This window comes from Parabacteroides sp. AF19-14, assembly GCF_003635485.1.
Lineage (GTDB): Bacteria > Bacteroidota > Bacteroidia > Bacteroidales > Tannerellaceae > Parabacteroides > Parabacteroides distasonis.
Genome location: NZ_QTMJ01000003.1, coordinates 73971 through 89489, shown reverse-complemented (window position 1 = coordinate 89489; position 15519 = coordinate 73971). Strand labels below are relative to the sequence as shown.

General features: G+C 45.3%; 16 protein-coding genes. 12 read left to right on the top strand and 4 right to left on the bottom strand.

Annotated elements, in window-relative coordinates:
* Positions 1–122 precede the first annotated feature (122 nt).
* The gene (locus DWX33_RS03675) at positions 123–1871 is read left to right on the top strand and encodes a phospho-sugar mutase (RefSeq protein ID WP_008780043.1); all 1749 of its coding nucleotides are present in this window, start codon (positions 123–125) and stop codon (positions 1869–1871) included.
* Between the two features lie 62 nt (positions 1872–1933).
* On the opposite strand, the gene cdd is transcribed toward DWX33_RS03675, so the two are convergent.
* Positions 1934–2410 (bottom strand): cytidine deaminase, encoded by a 477-nt coding sequence (gene cdd, locus DWX33_RS03670; RefSeq protein WP_005864357.1) that lies wholly within the window; start codon positions 2408–2410, stop codon positions 1934–1936.
* 125 nt (positions 2411–2535) lie between these two features.
* Here cdd and DWX33_RS03665 point away from each other — a divergent pair, with 125 nt between their 5' ends.
* The 8 genes from DWX33_RS03665 to lpxA all read left to right on the top strand — a co-directional run bounded on the left by DWX33_RS03665 (position 2536) and on the right by lpxA (position 10783).
* On the top strand, positions 2536–3267 hold the full coding sequence (locus DWX33_RS03665; protein WP_122379868.1) for a bifunctional 2-polyprenyl-6-hydroxyphenol methylase/3-demethylubiquinol 3-O-methyltransferase UbiG: 732 nt from the start codon (positions 2536–2538) through the stop codon (positions 3265–3267).
* 73 nt (positions 3268–3340) lie between these two features.
* On the top strand, positions 3341–4249 hold the full coding sequence (locus tag DWX33_RS03660) for a glucosaminidase domain-containing protein (RefSeq protein WP_044546228.1): 909 nt from the start codon (positions 3341–3343) through the stop codon (positions 4247–4249).
* A 46-nt stretch (positions 4250–4295) separates the two neighbouring features.
* Positions 4296–5462 carry an AIR synthase related protein gene (locus DWX33_RS03655; protein ID WP_005864354.1) on the top strand — a complete coding sequence of 389 codons (1167 nt, stop codon included), beginning with the start codon at positions 4296–4298 and terminating at the stop codon, positions 5460–5462.
* A 9-nt stretch (positions 5463–5471) separates the two neighbouring features.
* Positions 5472–6581 (top strand): peptide chain release factor 1, encoded by a 1110-nt coding sequence (prfA, locus tag DWX33_RS03650; protein ID WP_005854384.1) that lies wholly within the window; start codon positions 5472–5474, stop codon positions 6579–6581.
* Positions 6582–6612: 31 nt separating this feature from the next.
* Positions 6613–7455: an orotidine-5'-phosphate decarboxylase gene (gene pyrF / locus DWX33_RS03645; RefSeq protein ID WP_005864353.1), complete on the top strand. Its 843-nt coding sequence runs from the start codon at positions 6613–6615 to the stop codon at positions 7453–7455.
* Positions 7456–7544: 89 nt separating this feature from the next.
* Positions 7545–8588, top strand: coding sequence for a UDP-3-O-(3-hydroxymyristoyl)glucosamine N-acyltransferase (gene lpxD / locus DWX33_RS03640; protein ID WP_005864351.1), 1044 nt, complete (start codon positions 7545–7547; stop codon positions 8586–8588).
* A 6-nt stretch (positions 8589–8594) separates the two neighbouring features.
* The gene (locus DWX33_RS03635; protein WP_005864349.1) at positions 8595–9980 is read left to right on the top strand and encodes a bifunctional UDP-3-O-[3-hydroxymyristoyl] N-acetylglucosamine deacetylase/3-hydroxyacyl-ACP dehydratase; all 1386 of its coding nucleotides are present in this window, start codon (positions 8595–8597) and stop codon (positions 9978–9980) included.
* A gap of 17 nt (positions 9981–9997) precedes the next feature.
* Positions 9998–10783, top strand: coding sequence for an acyl-ACP--UDP-N-acetylglucosamine O-acyltransferase (gene lpxA / locus DWX33_RS03630; protein WP_009018102.1), 786 nt, complete (start codon positions 9998–10000; stop codon positions 10781–10783).
* A gap of 99 nt (positions 10784–10882) precedes the next feature.
* Here the strand turns inward: lpxA and DWX33_RS23140 are convergent, their stop codons facing one another.
* Complete coding sequence (locus DWX33_RS23140) at positions 10883–11008, bottom strand: hypothetical protein (RefSeq protein WP_008773553.1); 126 nt, start codon at positions 11006–11008, stop codon at positions 10883–10885.
* Positions 11009–11246: 238 nt separating this feature from the next.
* Between DWX33_RS23140 and DWX33_RS03620 the strand changes: the two genes are divergently transcribed.
* Positions 11247–11807, top strand: coding sequence for a hypothetical protein (locus tag DWX33_RS03620; protein WP_122379867.1), 561 nt, complete (start codon positions 11247–11249; stop codon positions 11805–11807).
* A complete protein-coding gene (miaA, locus tag DWX33_RS03615; protein ID WP_122379866.1) occupies positions 11807–12706 on the top strand; it encodes a tRNA (adenosine(37)-N6)-dimethylallyltransferase MiaA in 900 nt (299 codons plus the stop codon). Before DWX33_RS03620 ends, miaA begins: the two co-directional genes overlap by 1 nt.
* Before the next feature lie 127 nt (positions 12707–12833).
* Here the strand turns inward: miaA and DWX33_RS03610 are convergent, their stop codons facing one another.
* Together DWX33_RS03610 and DWX33_RS03605 are read right to left on the bottom strand one after the other, a co-directional pair.
* Complete coding sequence (locus DWX33_RS03610) at positions 12834–13205, bottom strand: DMT family protein (protein WP_005854365.1); 372 nt, start codon at positions 13203–13205, stop codon at positions 12834–12836.
* Between the two features lies 1 nt (position 13206).
* Positions 13207–13953: a tRNA 2-thiocytidine biosynthesis TtcA family protein gene (locus DWX33_RS03605; RefSeq protein ID WP_008773556.1), complete on the bottom strand. Its 747-nt coding sequence runs from the start codon at positions 13951–13953 to the stop codon at positions 13207–13209.
* Between the two features lie 111 nt (positions 13954–14064).
* Between DWX33_RS03605 and DWX33_RS03600 the strand changes: the two genes are divergently transcribed.
* The gene (locus DWX33_RS03600) at positions 14065–15513 is read left to right on the top strand and encodes a tetratricopeptide repeat protein (RefSeq protein WP_122379865.1); all 1449 of its coding nucleotides are present in this window, start codon (positions 14065–14067) and stop codon (positions 15511–15513) included.
* Positions 15514–15519 lie beyond the last annotated feature (6 nt).

Below are 15519 nucleotides of genomic sequence, written 5' to 3'. Positions count from 1 at the left end.
CATTTTTTAGGCAAAATATAAGTCCTTTGATTGCTTTACTTTAAGAAATTCGTATATTTGTTTCTTGTATATTTATCGTATTGAGTAGATTGCTCAACAATAAACACAATAATATTATAAACATGGAAAACAACGACTTATTAGAAATGGTAAGAAGTAAGGCACAAGGATGGCTTACGAAAAGTTATGATGCGGAAACTCGTGCTCAAGTTCAAGCGTTACTTGACAACGAAGATCCTACTGAGTTAATCGAGTGTTTTTATAAAGACCTAGAATTCGGCACAGGCGGATTGCGGGGAATCATGGGAGTAGGTTCAAATCGTATGAATATATATACGGTTGGCGCGGCTACCCAAGGTTTATCCAACTATCTGAAAAAGGAATTCGCAGATCTTGAGCAGATAAAGGTTGTCATCGGTCACGATTGCCGTAACAACAGCCGTAAATTCGCTGAAATATCAGCCGATATCTTCTCCGCTAACGGAATCAAGGTTTATTTATTCGAAGACCTGCGTCCGACTCCGGAAATGTCATTCGCTATCCGTAAACTGGGATGCCAGAGCGGTATCATCTTGACGGCTTCTCACAATCCGAAAGAATACAACGGATACAAGGCTTATTGGGATGATGGCGCACAAATGATCGCCCCGCACGATAAGAATACGATCGCCGAGGTTAACAAGATCCGTAACGCTAGCGAGATTAAATTCAAAGGAAATAAAGAATTGATCGAGATCATCGGACAAGCGATCGATGATGAATATATCAAGGAATTAACAACGATTTCTTTGTCTCCGGAGGCTATTTCCCGTCATAAGGACATGAAGATCGTGTATACTCCAATTCACGGAACAGGTGTTAAATTGGTTCCTGCCGCTTTGAAAGCTTACGGATTCACGAACATTATCCATGTACCGGAACAAGATGTTGTTAGCGGTGATTTCCCGACGGTTATCTCTCCGAACCCGGAAGAGCCGGCTGCTTTAGCTATGGCTGTAGAGAAAGCAAAAGAGACTGACGCTGAATTGGTAATGGCTTCCGATCCGGACGCAGACCGTGTAGGTGCCGCCGTTAAGAATAACGAAGGCGAATGGGTACTTTTGAATGGTAACCAAACCGCTTTGATGTTCGTTTACTATTTAATCACCCGCTGGAAAGAGTTAGGTAAGATCAATGGTAAAGAATATATCGTAAAGACAATCGTTACGACAGAGACGATCAAGACGATCGCCGAGCGTAATGGCGTAGAAATGTACGATGTTTATACAGGCTTCAAATGGATCGCTAACGTTATGCGTGAGAACGAAGGCAAGAAAAACTATATTGGTGGTGGCGAGGAAAGCTACGGATTCCTTTGCGAGGATTTCGTTCGCGATAAAGACGCTGTTTCCGCTTGCGTTATCTTAGCCGAGATCGCAGCTTGGGCAAAAGATCAAGGTTTGAGTTTGTATCAATTGCTTCAGAAGATTTACGTGGAATACGGCTTCTCTAAGGAGAAAGGTATCTCTGTCGTGAAGAAAGGCAAGAGTGGAGCGGAAGAGATCGAGGCTATGATGAAAAAGTTCCGCGAGAACCCATTGACAGAGATCGCAGGCTCTAAGGTAACTTATTTCTACGATTACTCTACATTGAAAGGTAAGGACTATGCAGAGAACGAAACCGTTACATTAGATATGCCTACTACCTCTAATGTGCTTCAATACTTCACGGAAGATAATACGAAAGTATCTATCCGTCCTTCCGGAACAGAACCGAAGATCAAATTCTATTGCGAGGTTCACTCCAAGGTAAAGAGTATCGATGAATTGCCGGAGGCAGAGAAAGCGGCAGAAGAAAAGATCAATCAGATCAAGGCTTCTTTAGGGATCTAATCGAACTTAATTATTACATATAGAGGCAAGGGCGAGAATCGTTCTTGCCTCTTTTTATTCTATCAGATCAAATCAGACTTACTGAAACAAAACGGCAACAAGGCCGTCGCGCTCGGAACGAGATACGCTTCCTCTTTTCCACAAAGAAGGACTTTCATAGGTTTGTTATAACGTTGCTCGGTTTCCAACATCACTTGCCGGCAGGCACCACAAGGCGTGATAAGATCCACACGTTCCCCATCCTTCATAGCCGCGATCGCCAAAATCTGAACTGCCGCATCCGGATAACGTGCTCCCGCATAAAATAAGGTGGTCCGCTCCGCGCAAAGCCCAGACGGATAGGCTGCGTTTTCCTGATTATTTCCGGAAAGTATCTCCCCATTCTCCAATAGAACCGCCGCTCCCACATGAAACTTGGAATAAGGAGCATAAGCTTTTTTCGAGGCTTCAAAAGCGGCCTCGTACAATTGCCTATATATATTGTCCAATTCTCCTACCGCATAGACCTCTACCCGGGTCTCTAATTTCAATTCTTTCATTTTCTTGATTGTTTTAATGTTTTGAAAGAAACATAACTATAATTCTTATAGGCTATAAATATAAAAAGAATATATTAATTTCGCACCCACATCATAGAATATACCTTAATATAGAACAAAGACATATGCATTCAATGCTTCTTACATCCGATAAAGACCCGATGGGCGCCGCTATCATCGATTATCTCGCACATGGAAAAGCGAGCAAACTCCGTGTATTCTCCTCCATGTTCGATGAAGATGAGATTCCCGTGAATCAATTATTCCGGACTTTCCAAGAAATGCCCTCCTTGGAACAGAAAGCCCTTCAACTCAGTACAGGTAAAATATTGGATGTTGGTGCCGGAAGTGGATGCCACACCTTGGCTTTACAGGAAATGGGTAAAGAGGTTACCGCTATCGACATATCCCCTCTTTCCATAGAGGCCATGAACAAACGGGGCGTAAAAGACGCCCGCTTACAGAATTTTTTTGACAAGAGCTTAACCGGACCATTCGATACCATTCTTCTCTTAATGAACGGTTCCGGGATTATCGGTAAACTGGAAAATCTCCCGGCTTTCTTTCACCGCTTAAAAGAGGTTCTAGCCCGGGACGGACAGCTTTTACTTGACTCTAGCGACTTAAGTTATTTATTTGAAGATGAAGACGGGAATCTGGATATCGCCCCCGAGGATGATTATTTCGGAGAGATCGATTTCCGCATGCAATATAAAAGTATCAAAGGGGATTCATTTGATTGGTTATATATAGATTTCAACACGCTGAATCTATACGCAAGGCAAGCCGGCTTTAAAGCGGAAAAAATAGAAGATGGGGAGCATTACGATTATCTAGCCCGTATCTCCTATTTTTAACCCATCAATTCCCAGTAGATATGTATTTTCTTTTATATATTTGTCCGGTAAAATCGGATCGAAAAGAACAGTTATGCGTTTATCCCTTCATTTTTTAGGTATATTATTATTGTCCCTCGCCTGTTTAAGCGCAGGGGCAGAAAGCCAGCGGAAGCTGACTTCCTATCAAAAATACATCAGTAAATACAGTGATTTGGCGATTCAACACCAAAAGAAATATCGCATTCCGGCAAGTATCACCTTAGCGCAAGGATTACTGGAATCCGGAGCTGGGCAAAGCGACTTGGCCAGACGCTCCAACAATCACTTCGGTATCAAATGCCATTCGGACTGGCGAGGCGGCAGGGTCTATCACGACGACGACCTGCGGGGAGAGTGCTTCCGGAAATACAAACGAGTAGAGGATTCTTATGATGACCATTCCCGCTTCCTCGCCGAACGCTCCCGCTACGAACGCCTGTTCAAATTAAACATCAAGGATTACAAAGGCTGGGCCAAAGGACTACAAAAATGCGGTTACGCCACCGATCGTGCTTACGCGAATAAATTAATCAAGGTTATCGAAGATTATGAGTTATACCGCTTTGACTCCGGTAAGGGAACAAAGAAGACCTCTACCAAGAAGCAAAATCTTCCGGTGTTCAATTATCAAGTCTATCGTACCCACGGTTTGATCTATGTATACGCTAAGGATAACGACAGTTTCGACCAGATCGCCCGAAGCATGGGATTCAAGGCCAAGCAGTTGATGAAATTCAACGAGGTGCCCGAGGACTTCCCGTTGCAGGCGGGCGATATCGTATATCTGGAAAAGAAAAAGAAGAAAGCGGACAAGCCGAATTACGACCACGTGGTACAAGTCGGAGAGTCTATGCACAGTATCGCGCAGATGTACGGAATCCAGATCAAGAGTCTGTATAAAATGAATAAAAAAGACAAAGATTACATCCCGGAGGAAGGAGATGTCTTAAAACTTAGATAAGTAACATAAAAAAGTATTACCTTTGCGGTTCAAATAATATAGTACAATGAGTGATCAACGTTATAACCTGCGAGGCGTTTCCGCTTCAAAAGAAGATGTTCACAACGCGATAAAGAACATCGATAAGGGAATTTTTCCGAAAGCGTTCTGTAAGATCATCCCCGATATCTTAGGCGGTGATCCTGAATATTGTAATATTATGCATGCGGATGGCGCCGGTACCAAATCGTCCTTGGCGTATATGTACTGGAAAGAGACCGGAGATCTTTCGGTGTGGAAAGGTATCGCCCAAGACGCTCTTATCATGAATATCGATGACCTGCTTTGTGTAGGTGCCGTAGACAATATCTTGGTCTCTTCTACAATTGGACGTAACAAGCTGTTGGTTCCGGGCGAGGTGATATCGGCGATCATCAATGGAACAGATGAGTTGCTGGCAGAGTTACGTGAGATGGGCGTTGGTTGCTATGCGACAGGTGGCGAGACCGCAGACGTTGGCGACTTAGTTCGTACCATCATCGTAGATAGTACGGTCACTTGCCGCATGAAACGTTCGGACGTAATCGACAATAAGAATATCCAAGGAGGAGACGTGATCGTAGGTCTGGCATCTTCCGGACAAGCCACTTACGAGAAAGAATACAATGGAGGTATGGGTAGCAATGGTTTGACCTCTGCCCGCCATGATGTCTTCTCCAAGTATTTAGCGCAGAAATATCCGGAAAGCTACGATGCCGCCGTTCCCGAAGAATTGGTTTACTCCGGAGGATTGAAACTTACGGATAAGATCGAGGAATTAGGGATAGACGCCGGAAAGATGGTGCTTTCGCCGACACGTACCTATGCGCCGGTAATTAAGGTATTGCTTGATAAACTACGCTCTCAAATCCATGGCATGGTACATTGTTCGGGAGGGGCTCAGACAAAAGTTATGCACTTCGTAGAGAACAAGCGTGTAACCAAGGACAATCTCTTCCCTATCCCACCGTTATTCCGCACGATTCAGGAGCAGAGCGGTACGGACTGGAGCGAGATGTACAAGGTATTCAATATGGGACACCGGATGGAGATCTACATCGCTCCCGAGCATGCGGAAGAAGTAATCAGCATCTCAAAAAGCTTTGGTATTGATGCGCAAATCGTGGGTTTCGTAGAGGAAGCTGATAAAAATGAATTGATTATCGAAAGCGAGAAAGGTCGCTTTACCTATTAATAAAGATAAATGGCCGAAAATAGTTTACTTGGTAAATTAGACGGATTAGTGAGCCGTTTCGAGGAAGTCGGTACGCTTATTACCGACCCGGCGGTGATCGCCGACATGAAACGGTTCGTAAAACTGAACAAAGAGTACCGTGATTTGGAGAAAATCGTGGGAGCTCGTTCGGAATACGTGAAAGTATTGAACGGGATCGAGGAAGCGAAAGCCTTGCTTGAGTCCGAGCAAGATCCGGAAATGCGGGAAATGGCCCGTGAGGAGCTGGATACCTGCAACGAACGTATTCCCGCTTTGGAAGAAGAGATAAAATTATTGCTCGTTCCCGCTGATCCGCAAGACGACAAGAACGCGATCGTTGAGATACGGGGAGGAACGGGAGGTGACGAAGCCGCCCTTTTCGCCGGTGATCTATATCGTATGTACGTGAAGTATTGCGAACTGAAGGGATGGAAAATAAGCGTGTCTAGCTTTAGCGAAGGCTCGTCCGGTGGTTTTAAGGAAATCATCTTCACGGTATCGGGCGAGAAAGTATACGGAACGTTGAAGTATGAGTCCGGTGTACACCGTGTACAGCGTGTACCGGCTACGGAGACGCAAGGACGTGTACATACCTCCGCCGCTACAGTCGCCGTATTGCCTGAGGCGGATGAATTTGATGTTGAGATTAATGAAGGGGAGATTAAATGGGATACCTTCCGCTCCGGTGGGGCTGGTGGTCAGAACGTAAACAAGGTGGAATCAGGTGTCCGTCTGCGTTATGTCTGGAAGAACCCCATTACAGGTGTGAGTGAGGAAATCTTGATCGAATGTACGGAGACACGAGACCAACCGAAGAACAAAGAAAGGGCGCTTACCCGTCTTCGTTCGTTTATTTATGACAAGGAACACCAGAAATACTTGGACGATATCGCCAGCAAGCGTAAGACCATGGTATCTACCGGTGACCGCTCCGCGAAGATCCGTACGTACAATTACCCGCAAGGGCGTATCACGGATCACCGTATCAATTACACGATCTATAATCTTTCAGCCTTTATGGACGGCGAAATTCAAGATTGCTTGGATCACCTGATCGTAGCGGAGAACGCTGAGCGATTGAAAGAGTCTGAATTGTAAACACATCCAATCATTTCATACTGAAAAGAAAATGAACAAACAACAGCTATTCGAGAATATTAAAAAGAAACAATCCTTCCTTTGTGTCGGATTAGATACAGATATAAAAAAGATCCCGCAACATCTATTGTCGGAAGAAGATCCTATTTTCGCGTTCAATAAAGCGATCATCGACGCTACCGCCGATTATTGTGTCGCTTACAAGCCGAATCTGGCTTTTTACGAGAGCCTTGGTACAAAGGGCATGATGGCTTTTGAGAAGACTGTGGCTTACTTACGGGAGAATTATCCCGATCAATTTATCATCGCCGACGCGAAACGTGGCGATATCGGAAATACCTCCGAGATGTATGCCCGTTCTTTCTTCGATCATATCAAGGTAGATGCCGTAACGGTCGCTCCCTATATGGGCGAGGATAGCGTAAAACCATTCTTGATCTACCCGGAGGCTTGGGTAATCTTATTGGCCTTGACCTCCAATAAAGGCTCACATGATTTTCAAATGACGGAAGACGCGAATGGTGAACGTCTTTTCGAGAAAGTATTAAAGAAATCGCAAGAGTGGGCAACCGACGAGCAAATGATGTATGTAGTGGGCGCTACCCAAGGCAAGATGTTCCTTGATATTCGTAAACAGGCTCCGAATCATTTCTTGTTAGTCCCGGGCGTGGGCGCTCAAGGCGGAAGCTTGGCGGAAGTAGCTCAATACGGGATGAATGACCAATGCGGTCTTTTGGTAAATTCTTCCCGTGCGATTATTTACGCGGATAAGACGGAGGCTTTCGCCAACGTAGCCCGCGAGGCGGCACATGCCGTACAGAAAGAAATGGCCGGTTATCTACATGATAAGGGAATTATTCCCTGCAAAGCATAGGCTATATAAAGAATTTTCACCATTTTTGCAAACTAACTGTCTATAAACAGCGGACAGTCAACGAAGATACATATATAATTGAATAAGTAATGGAGTTTTCAGCCCAACAAATTGCCGGCTTCCTGAACGGAACGATCGAAGGAGATCCGAACGTTAAAGTCAGCAACTTCTCTAAAATAGAAGAAGGAAAGCCAGGTACATTGACCTTTTTGGCGAATCTTAAATATGCGCATCATATTTATAATACCGAGGCAAGCATTGTTTTGGTGAATAATGATTTCAAACCGGAACAACCGATAAGAGCCACACTTGTAAAAGTAGAGAACGCTTATGCGGCGCTCGCGATGTTATTAAATTTGGTAGAGCAATCGAAGAGCAAAAAGAAGGGGGTTGATTCTACCGCTTTTATCGCCGCTTCCGCGACCGTGAGCGACGATTGTTATGTCGGTAACTTCGCCTACATCGGAGAAGGCGTAAAAATGGGTAAGAACTGTATGGTATACCCGCACGCTTATATCGGTGATCACGTGACGGTAGGAGATAATTGCGTATTCTATCCGCATGCCACCGTTTACGAGAATTGTACAATCGGCAATAATTGTATCCTTCATGCCGGTAGCGTAGTTGGAGCCGACGGTTTCGGATTCGCTCCCGAAGGTGAGACTTACAAGAAAATCCCGCAATTAGGCAACGTTATTATCGAGGATGATGTAGAGATCGGAGCCAATACGACAATTGACCGTGCGGTGATGGATTCTACGATCATTCGCCGAGGCGTTAAGCTGGACAATCTCGTACAAATCGCTCATAACGTGGAGGTAGGCGAGAATACCGTGATGGCGGCGCAAGTCGGCATCGCCGGTTCCGTAAAAGTAGGAAAGCATTGTATGTTTGGCGGACAAGTTGGTCTGGCCGGACATATCCATGTGGCGGACCACGTCGTATTCGGAGCTCAGGCTGGCGTTATCAGTGACGTGAAGGAAGCGACGACATTACTCGGGGCGCCGGCGATCAACGCTAAGAACTTCATGCGTTCCAGTGCGATCTTCAACCGTCTTCCGGATATATACCGCTCGCTGGGGCAAATGCAACGGGAAATCGAACAACTCAAGAAAGAAATTAATAAACAATAAAGACCTATGCAAAAACAGAAAACGCTTGCGGCAAGTTTCTCCTTGAAAGGAAAAGGGTTGCATACCGGATTAGATATAGAGATTACGTTTAATCCCGCACCCGAGAACCATGGATACAAGATCAAACGTGTCGATATGGAAGGCCAACCGACGATTGATGCCTTGGCCGAGAACGTGGTTAATACACAACGGGGTACGGTGCTTAGCAAGAATGGCGTTCAAGTAAGTACGATCGAGCATGCGATGGCGGCTTTATACGCTTATGAGATCGATAACTGCTTGATCGAGGTAAACGCACCCGAGTTTCCGATCCTAGACGGAAGTTCTCGCTTCTTCTCCGAGGAAATCCAAAAGACAGGGGTCGTTGAGCAAAACGCTCCGAAGGATTATTATATCGTAAAGCACAAGATCGAGGTAAAAGATGAGGAAACCGGTTCTTCGTTGATCATCCTTCCGGATGATAAGTTCAGCGTGAACGTATTGATCTCATTCGATTCGCCCGTGCTTTCCAACCAATTCGCCACGTTAAACGATCTCAGCGAATTCCCGACAGAATTGGCGGCTTCACGTACGTTCGTATTCGTACGCGAAGTGGAGATGTTGCTCAACCACAACTTGATCAAGGGTGGCGATTTAGACAATGCGATCGTTATCTACGACCAGAAGATACCGCAAGAATCTTTGGACAAATTGGCAGATATGCTGAACATCCCTCACAAGAATGTGCAGGAATTAGGCTATATCAATAACAAGCCGCTTGTATTCGATAACGAACCGGCACGTCATAAATTGATCGACGTGATCGGAGATATCGCCTTGATCGGTAAGCCGATCCGCGGACGTGTGATCGCTACCCGTCCGGGACATAAGATCAATAACCAGTTAGCTCGTATGATCCGCAAGGATATCAAGATGAACGAGGTGCAAGCCCCGGTATACGATCCGAACCGTGAGCCGGTGATGGATATCAACCGTATCCGTGAATTATTGCCGCACCGCTATCCGTTCTTATTGGTTGACAAGATTATCGAGGTTGGCGGGAACTATATCGTAGGCGTAAAGAACATCACGACCAACGAACCGTTCTTCCAAGGGCATTTCCCTCAGGAGCCGGTCATGCCGGGAGTTCTACAGGTTGAGGCTATGGCACAAACAGGTGGTTTGCTAGTCTTGAATTCCGTAGATGAGCCAGAGCGTTATTCTACCTACTTCATGAAAATAGATGGCGTGAAATTCCGCCAAAAAGTCGTTCCGGGCGATACGTTGATCTTACGTCTGGAATTATTGGCACCGATTCGCCGCGGGATCTCTACCATGAAAGGGTATGTATTCGTTGGTGATAAATTGGTTAGTGAAGCCGAGTTCATGGCTCAGATTGTAAAAAACAAATAATAAGATAAAGTACGATAATGAATATATCTCCTCTAGCAGTCGTTCATCCAGAGGCCCAGATCGGCCAGAATGTAACTATCGATCCGTTTGCCGTGATTGAGAAAGATGTCGTAATCGGTGATAATTGCCATATATATTCTCACGCCGTTATCTTGGATGGCGCACGGATTGGTAAAAATTGCAATATTTTCCCGGGAGCGGTCGTTGCCGGTATCCCTCAAGACATGAAATTCGCGGGGGAAACCACGACGGCGGAAATCGGAGATAACACGACGCTTCGCGAATGCGTGACGATCAACCGGGGTACCGCTTCCAAAGGCAAGACCGTGGTAGGTCGCAATTGCTTAATCATGGCTTATTCGCACGTGGCCCATGATTGCGTCTTAAAAGACCATATTATCATCGGTAACGCTTCGCAAATCGCCGGGGAGGTAGAGATTGATGATTTCGCTATCGTAAGCGGAGGTTCCTTGGTGCATCAGTTCACCCGTATATCCAAGCACGTGATGGTACAAGGCGGTTCTCGTATCGGAAAAGATATCCCTCCTTATACCTTGATCGGCCGTGATCCGATCGTTTATTGCGGTATCAATATCGTAGGTTTACGTCGCCGGGGATTCACGAATCAGCAGGTATTCTTGATTCAAGACATCTATCGCACGCTGTATACCCGAGGCTTGAATAATACGGAGGCGCTGAAAGCGATCGAGACCGAGTACGAGCCTAGCGAGGAACGGGATTTGATCCTCAATTTCATCAAGTCTTCCAGCCGGGGTATCGTAAGAGGTTCGATCGACGAATAAGCGACACAAACATCCGGACAACCAAAAACAAATCGGCGCAAATCCGCATCTTACGATGAGGGGTTTGCGCCGATTCGCTATTTATGTCGCCAAAATTATTTATAGGGTAATTCCCGTGATCTGCCGGATCATTTCAAGATCGATCCCCATAGCTTTCATCTTCTTGGCGTTTTCTAGGTTCGCTTCCGCCTTACCTTCCGCCAGTCCTTCCATATGTCCTTCCATACGTGCCTCAAGCTTCGCCTAATCCTGGAGCCATGGTGTCAGGACGGATCGTTCCGTCCTTAAGGTAGTTCATCCATTCCTATTCAAGGTGACAACTGCCGCTAATATCTCAGCCTCAGGTTCAGAAGAAATCCCATACAGGGATCAGATGCGCACCCTCTTTCATTATTTATAGCGACGTATATTGGGTATATCCATATTTTTACTACTTTTGAGGCGATAATAAAACTAAACGACTATGCTATTTAGATTTCTAATCCTATCAGATGAAGCAGATGACTTCAAGCGCGAGATCAAGATTGATTCCGAGTCTACTTTCTTGGATTTGCAAAACGCCATCCTCGACTCTGTAGGTTATACAAAGGATCAAATGACCTCTTTCTTCATATGTGACGATGACTGGAGTAAAAAGACAGAGATCACATTAGTGGAGATGGATACCTCTTCCGAGGAAGACAGCTATGTCATGGCCGATACTCAACTGGAAGAATTGTTGGAAGACGAGCACCAAAAACTACTTTTCGTTTTCGATTATATGACCGAACGTGCCTTCTTCATGGAACTTCGTGAGATCGTTCCGGGAAAAGACTTGGATGCTCCTATTTGCAGCAAATCGGTAGGTACGCCTCCCGCCCAAATAGTTTCTTTCGATGAGTTCGAGGCTAAGAACGGTAGCACGGACGTAGGAGAAGATTTTTACGGTGACTCCGAATACGATATGGACGAATTAGACAAAAGCGGCTTCGACGGTTTAAGCGAAGGTCCGATGGATAATCCTTACGACGACGAGCGCTTTTGATGAATTCCCTCGTTATATTACTTGGGCCGACAGGAGTCGGAAAGACCGAGTTAAGCCTCCAAGTGGCGGAACGTTTCGGCTCTCCGATTATCTCTTCCGACTCCCGTCAGCTCTATAAAGACCTTCCGATCGGCACGGCTGCCCCTACACCGGAACAAATGGCACGTGTCAAGCATTATATGGTAGGCACTCTCTCGCTTACCGATTATTACAGCGCCAGCAACTTCGAGGAAGATGTGGTCTCCCTCCTATCCGAATTACATAAAACGATCCCGACCGTCGTAATGACCGGAGGCTCTATGATGTACATCGATGCCGTATGCAAAGGTATTGACGATATCCCGACGGTTACACCGGAGATCCGGGATGCCCTATACATGCAATTTGAAACCGAGGGGCTAGCCCCTATCCTCGCTGAATTAAAAGAAGCAGACCCTGTCCATTATGAGGAAGTGGACCGGAATAATTATAAACGAGTGATCCATGCCGTAGAGATTTGCCGGATGACAGGCAAGCCTTACTCCTCCTTCCGCACGAACATTAAGAAAGAGCGTCCGTTCCGGATCATCAAAGTAGGGCTTACTAGAGATCGTGACGAATTATGCGACCGCATCAACCAACGTGTAGATCAAATGATGAGCGAAGGATTATTGGAAGAGGCTCGCCGGGCTTATCCCTTCCGTCATTTGAATTCCTTGAACACAGTAGGTTATAAAGAATTATTCAATTACTTCAGCGGAGAATGGACATTAGACCTCGCCGTGGAGAAAATCAAAAGAAACTCCCGGGTCTACGCCCGGAAGCAAATGACTTGGTTTAAACGGGACCCAGAAATAACATGGTTCCATCCGGATGAGACCGAAGCTATATTTACACATCTGAGCCAACAGATCATATAGCGTTTTAACAATGCCCATTATAAGGTGCTTACAATGGGCATTATAAACATGCTTGAATAGGCATTGTAAGCATCTTACAATAGGCATCAAGGTATTCCGCTGATTATCAAAGCCAAACGCAACGACTTTATTTCTTGAAAACCAGATAAACCGCCGCTACCAAGAATACGAAAGCAAGCGCATGGTTCCATTTAAACGACTCCCCCTTAAAAGCGATGGTACTGAAGGCCACGAATACCACCAACGTAATCACCTCTTGGATCACTTTCAATTGAATCAAGTTGAACGGCCCCCCGTTATCCCGGAAACCGATGCGATTCGCCGGTACTTGGAAACAATACTCAAAAAAAGCGAGAAACCAACTAAACAGGATTACGCCAAACAAAGGAAGATGCTCAAACCAACTGAATTGTTGCTTCATCTTCAAATGACCATACCAAGCGCATGTCATAAAAATATTAGACACGATCAATAATAAAATCGTATAAACACTTTGCATATTATCTTATTTTTCGAGGTAAATAATCTTCTTGTATATTCGTCATGCTCCCCCAAAGGCTGTAACGGGCCTCCGGATTGATCGCTTCCAGACTTTTCAGCAGCTCTTTCATATCCGAACGACTGGAACCCGACTCATAAGGACAGTTCTTCAATTGTTTCCGGTACCCTTTCCATGCGGCGACCTGAATCAACTCCCTCTCTTCCACCAGACACATCGGACGGATAATCTCCATATCAAACTTATCCATTTTCAACCGGGGAGGCATTGTTCCGAAAGCCCCTTGGTGGGTCAGGTTCATCAACAGTGTCTCTAGGATATCATCTTGATGATGCCCTAGCGCAATCTTATTGCATTTATGAGCCTTAGCGATCTCAAACAAAGCTTTCCGGCGAGTCCAAGAGCATAAAAAGCAGGGAGATTTGCGAGTGTCCGTAGAAGGATCGAAACTTGTCTCATGGACAATGAAAGGCAAATCATGCTCCTCCGCGCAACTTCTAAGATATTCCCGATCCGAACAATAAGGGATATTCGTCATCACGATATGCGCTACCACGACCTCAAACCGAGGACAATAGATTTTCGACCTGCGCCCCAGTAAATCCACCAAGGCCAAGGAATCTTTTCCTCCGGACAACCCGACCAAGATCCGGTCGCCATCATTGATCAAGCCATAGTCGAAAATCGCTCTCTTTACCTTATCCTCTATCTTGCGAAACAAACGTTCGTCCTCTGTCAATTTTGCCATATACTTCCTTTACGGGCGCAAAATTATATATTTATCTTTTCGATTTGTATGCCTCTACAAAAATATTCTTATCTTTGAAACTGCATAACTATATAATCTAGAATAGACAAAATGAAACGGTTATCCAAAAAGCTGCTTTATACGCTAGGAGTTACACTCCTATGCGGAGGAATGCAACTACATGCGCAAAGTCTTGATCAGGCAAAAAAATTATATAACGACGGGAAATACGCGGAAGCCAAACCTGTGTTCGAGAAACTAGTGAAACAAGCGCCAAGCAATGCCTCTTATAATCAATGGTATGGTGTTTGCTGTTTCGAGACCGGAGATTTAGCAGGAGCGGAGAAACATCTTAAGGTTGCCGTAAAGCGTAGGGTACAAGACGCTTATCGATACCTTGGAGAAGTATACTACCAGACCTATCGTTTTGACGAAGCCGAGGAGATGTTCGACGAATACATCACCCTCCTAACAAAAAAGAAACAAGATGTGGAACTTTACCAGATCCGTATGGACTTGGCGAACAAAGCAAGCCGTATGCTTGATAAGGTAGAGAATGTCCAGATTATCGATAGCTTGGTCGTTGATAAAGATGATTTCTTATCAGCCTATACCTTAAGCGAGGAAAGCGGTACGTTGACCACTTACCAAGATTTCTTCCAGACAAACGATCCGGGCAACTCATCGGTATACATGAACCAGAAGGGGGATAAGATTTATTACGCCCACTCGACAGACGGTAACCACAATTGTCTTTTTACCCAATCCAAGCTCATGGATCAATGGGGAGACGAGAAACAGTTACCGATGAATATCAATAGTGACGCCGACGATGGGTATCCATTCGTGCTATCCGATGGCGTAACGATTTATTACGCATCCAAAGGGAACGGCTCTCTGGGCGGATATGATTTATTCGTCACTCGCTACAACATCAATTCCGATACTTATCTTACACCGGAGCAATTGGGCATGCCCTATAACTCCCCGTTTAACGATTATATGATGGTGATCGACGAAGCCAAGCAATTGGGATGGTTCGTTTCCGACCGCTATCAACCGGAAGGAAAAGTCTGCGTATACCTATTCATCCCGAATGACAACCGCGAGCGAGTAGATAGCGAGGATATCGAACTAAAACGTGCCCGGGCCTCTATTGCCTCGATCAAGGATTCATGGAAACCCGGATCGAATTACGAAGAGCTTATTCATTTAGCTCATACCGAGATTCCTTATGGACGTATAGAAATAAAGAAAGATTTCACGTTCCCGATCCATGATGATATCGTTTATTACACCTTAGACGATATCCAAAGTCCGGAAGCGAAGAACTACTACGAGAAAGTAGTTTCCATCCATAGACAGATCAAGGAGCTAAATGAGAAACTAGAGAGTTTACGAGCCAGCTACATCAAAGGGAATAAGGCGAAGCGAGAACAACTGAAGCCTACGATTCTTGATGCGGAAGAAAAGTTAAACAACCTGCTCGCTCAACCGGACGAATGGGAGAAAAAGGCACGTAACGCAGAGATCGTATACCTAAGAAACAACCATAAATAAGAAGAA

Excerpts from the sequence above, each read along its gene's own strand:
- DWX33_RS03675 (WP_008780043.1), top strand. The coding sequence starts at position 123 with ATGGAAAACAACGACTTATTAGAAATGGTAAGAAGTAAGGCACAAGGA.
- cdd (WP_005864357.1), bottom strand. The coding sequence starts at position 2,410 with ATGAAAGAATTGAAATTAGAGACCCGGGTAGAGGTCTATGCGGTAGGA.
- DWX33_RS03665 (WP_122379868.1), top strand. The coding sequence starts at position 2,536 with ATGCATTCAATGCTTCTTACATCCGATAAAGACCCGATGGGCGCCGCT.
- DWX33_RS03660 (WP_044546228.1), top strand. The coding sequence starts at position 3,341 with ATGCGTTTATCCCTTCATTTTTTAGGTATATTATTATTGTCCCTCGCC.
- DWX33_RS03655 (WP_005864354.1), top strand. The coding sequence starts at position 4,296 with ATGAGTGATCAACGTTATAACCTGCGAGGCGTTTCCGCTTCAAAAGAA.
- prfA (WP_005854384.1), top strand. The coding sequence starts at position 5,472 with ATGGCCGAAAATAGTTTACTTGGTAAATTAGACGGATTAGTGAGCCGT.
- pyrF (WP_005864353.1), top strand. The coding sequence starts at position 6,613 with ATGAACAAACAACAGCTATTCGAGAATATTAAAAAGAAACAATCCTTC.
- lpxD (WP_005864351.1), top strand. The coding sequence starts at position 7,545 with ATGGAGTTTTCAGCCCAACAAATTGCCGGCTTCCTGAACGGAACGATC.
- DWX33_RS03635 (WP_005864349.1), top strand. The coding sequence starts at position 8,595 with ATGCAAAAACAGAAAACGCTTGCGGCAAGTTTCTCCTTGAAAGGAAAA.
- lpxA (WP_009018102.1), top strand. The coding sequence starts at position 9,998 with ATGAATATATCTCCTCTAGCAGTCGTTCATCCAGAGGCCCAGATCGGC.
- DWX33_RS23140 (WP_008773553.1), bottom strand. The coding sequence starts at position 11,008 with ATGGAAGGACATATGGAAGGACTGGCGGAAGGTAAGGCGGAAGCGAAC.
- DWX33_RS03620 (WP_122379867.1), top strand. The coding sequence starts at position 11,247 with ATGCTATTTAGATTTCTAATCCTATCAGATGAAGCAGATGACTTCAAG.
- miaA (WP_122379866.1), top strand. The coding sequence starts at position 11,807 with ATGAATTCCCTCGTTATATTACTTGGGCCGACAGGAGTCGGAAAGACC.
- DWX33_RS03610 (WP_005854365.1), bottom strand. The coding sequence starts at position 13,205 with ATGCAAAGTGTTTATACGATTTTATTATTGATCGTGTCTAATATTTTT.
- DWX33_RS03605 (WP_008773556.1), bottom strand. The coding sequence starts at position 13,953 with ATGGCAAAATTGACAGAGGACGAACGTTTGTTTCGCAAGATAGAGGAT.
- DWX33_RS03600 (WP_122379865.1), top strand. The coding sequence starts at position 14,065 with ATGAAACGGTTATCCAAAAAGCTGCTTTATACGCTAGGAGTTACACTC.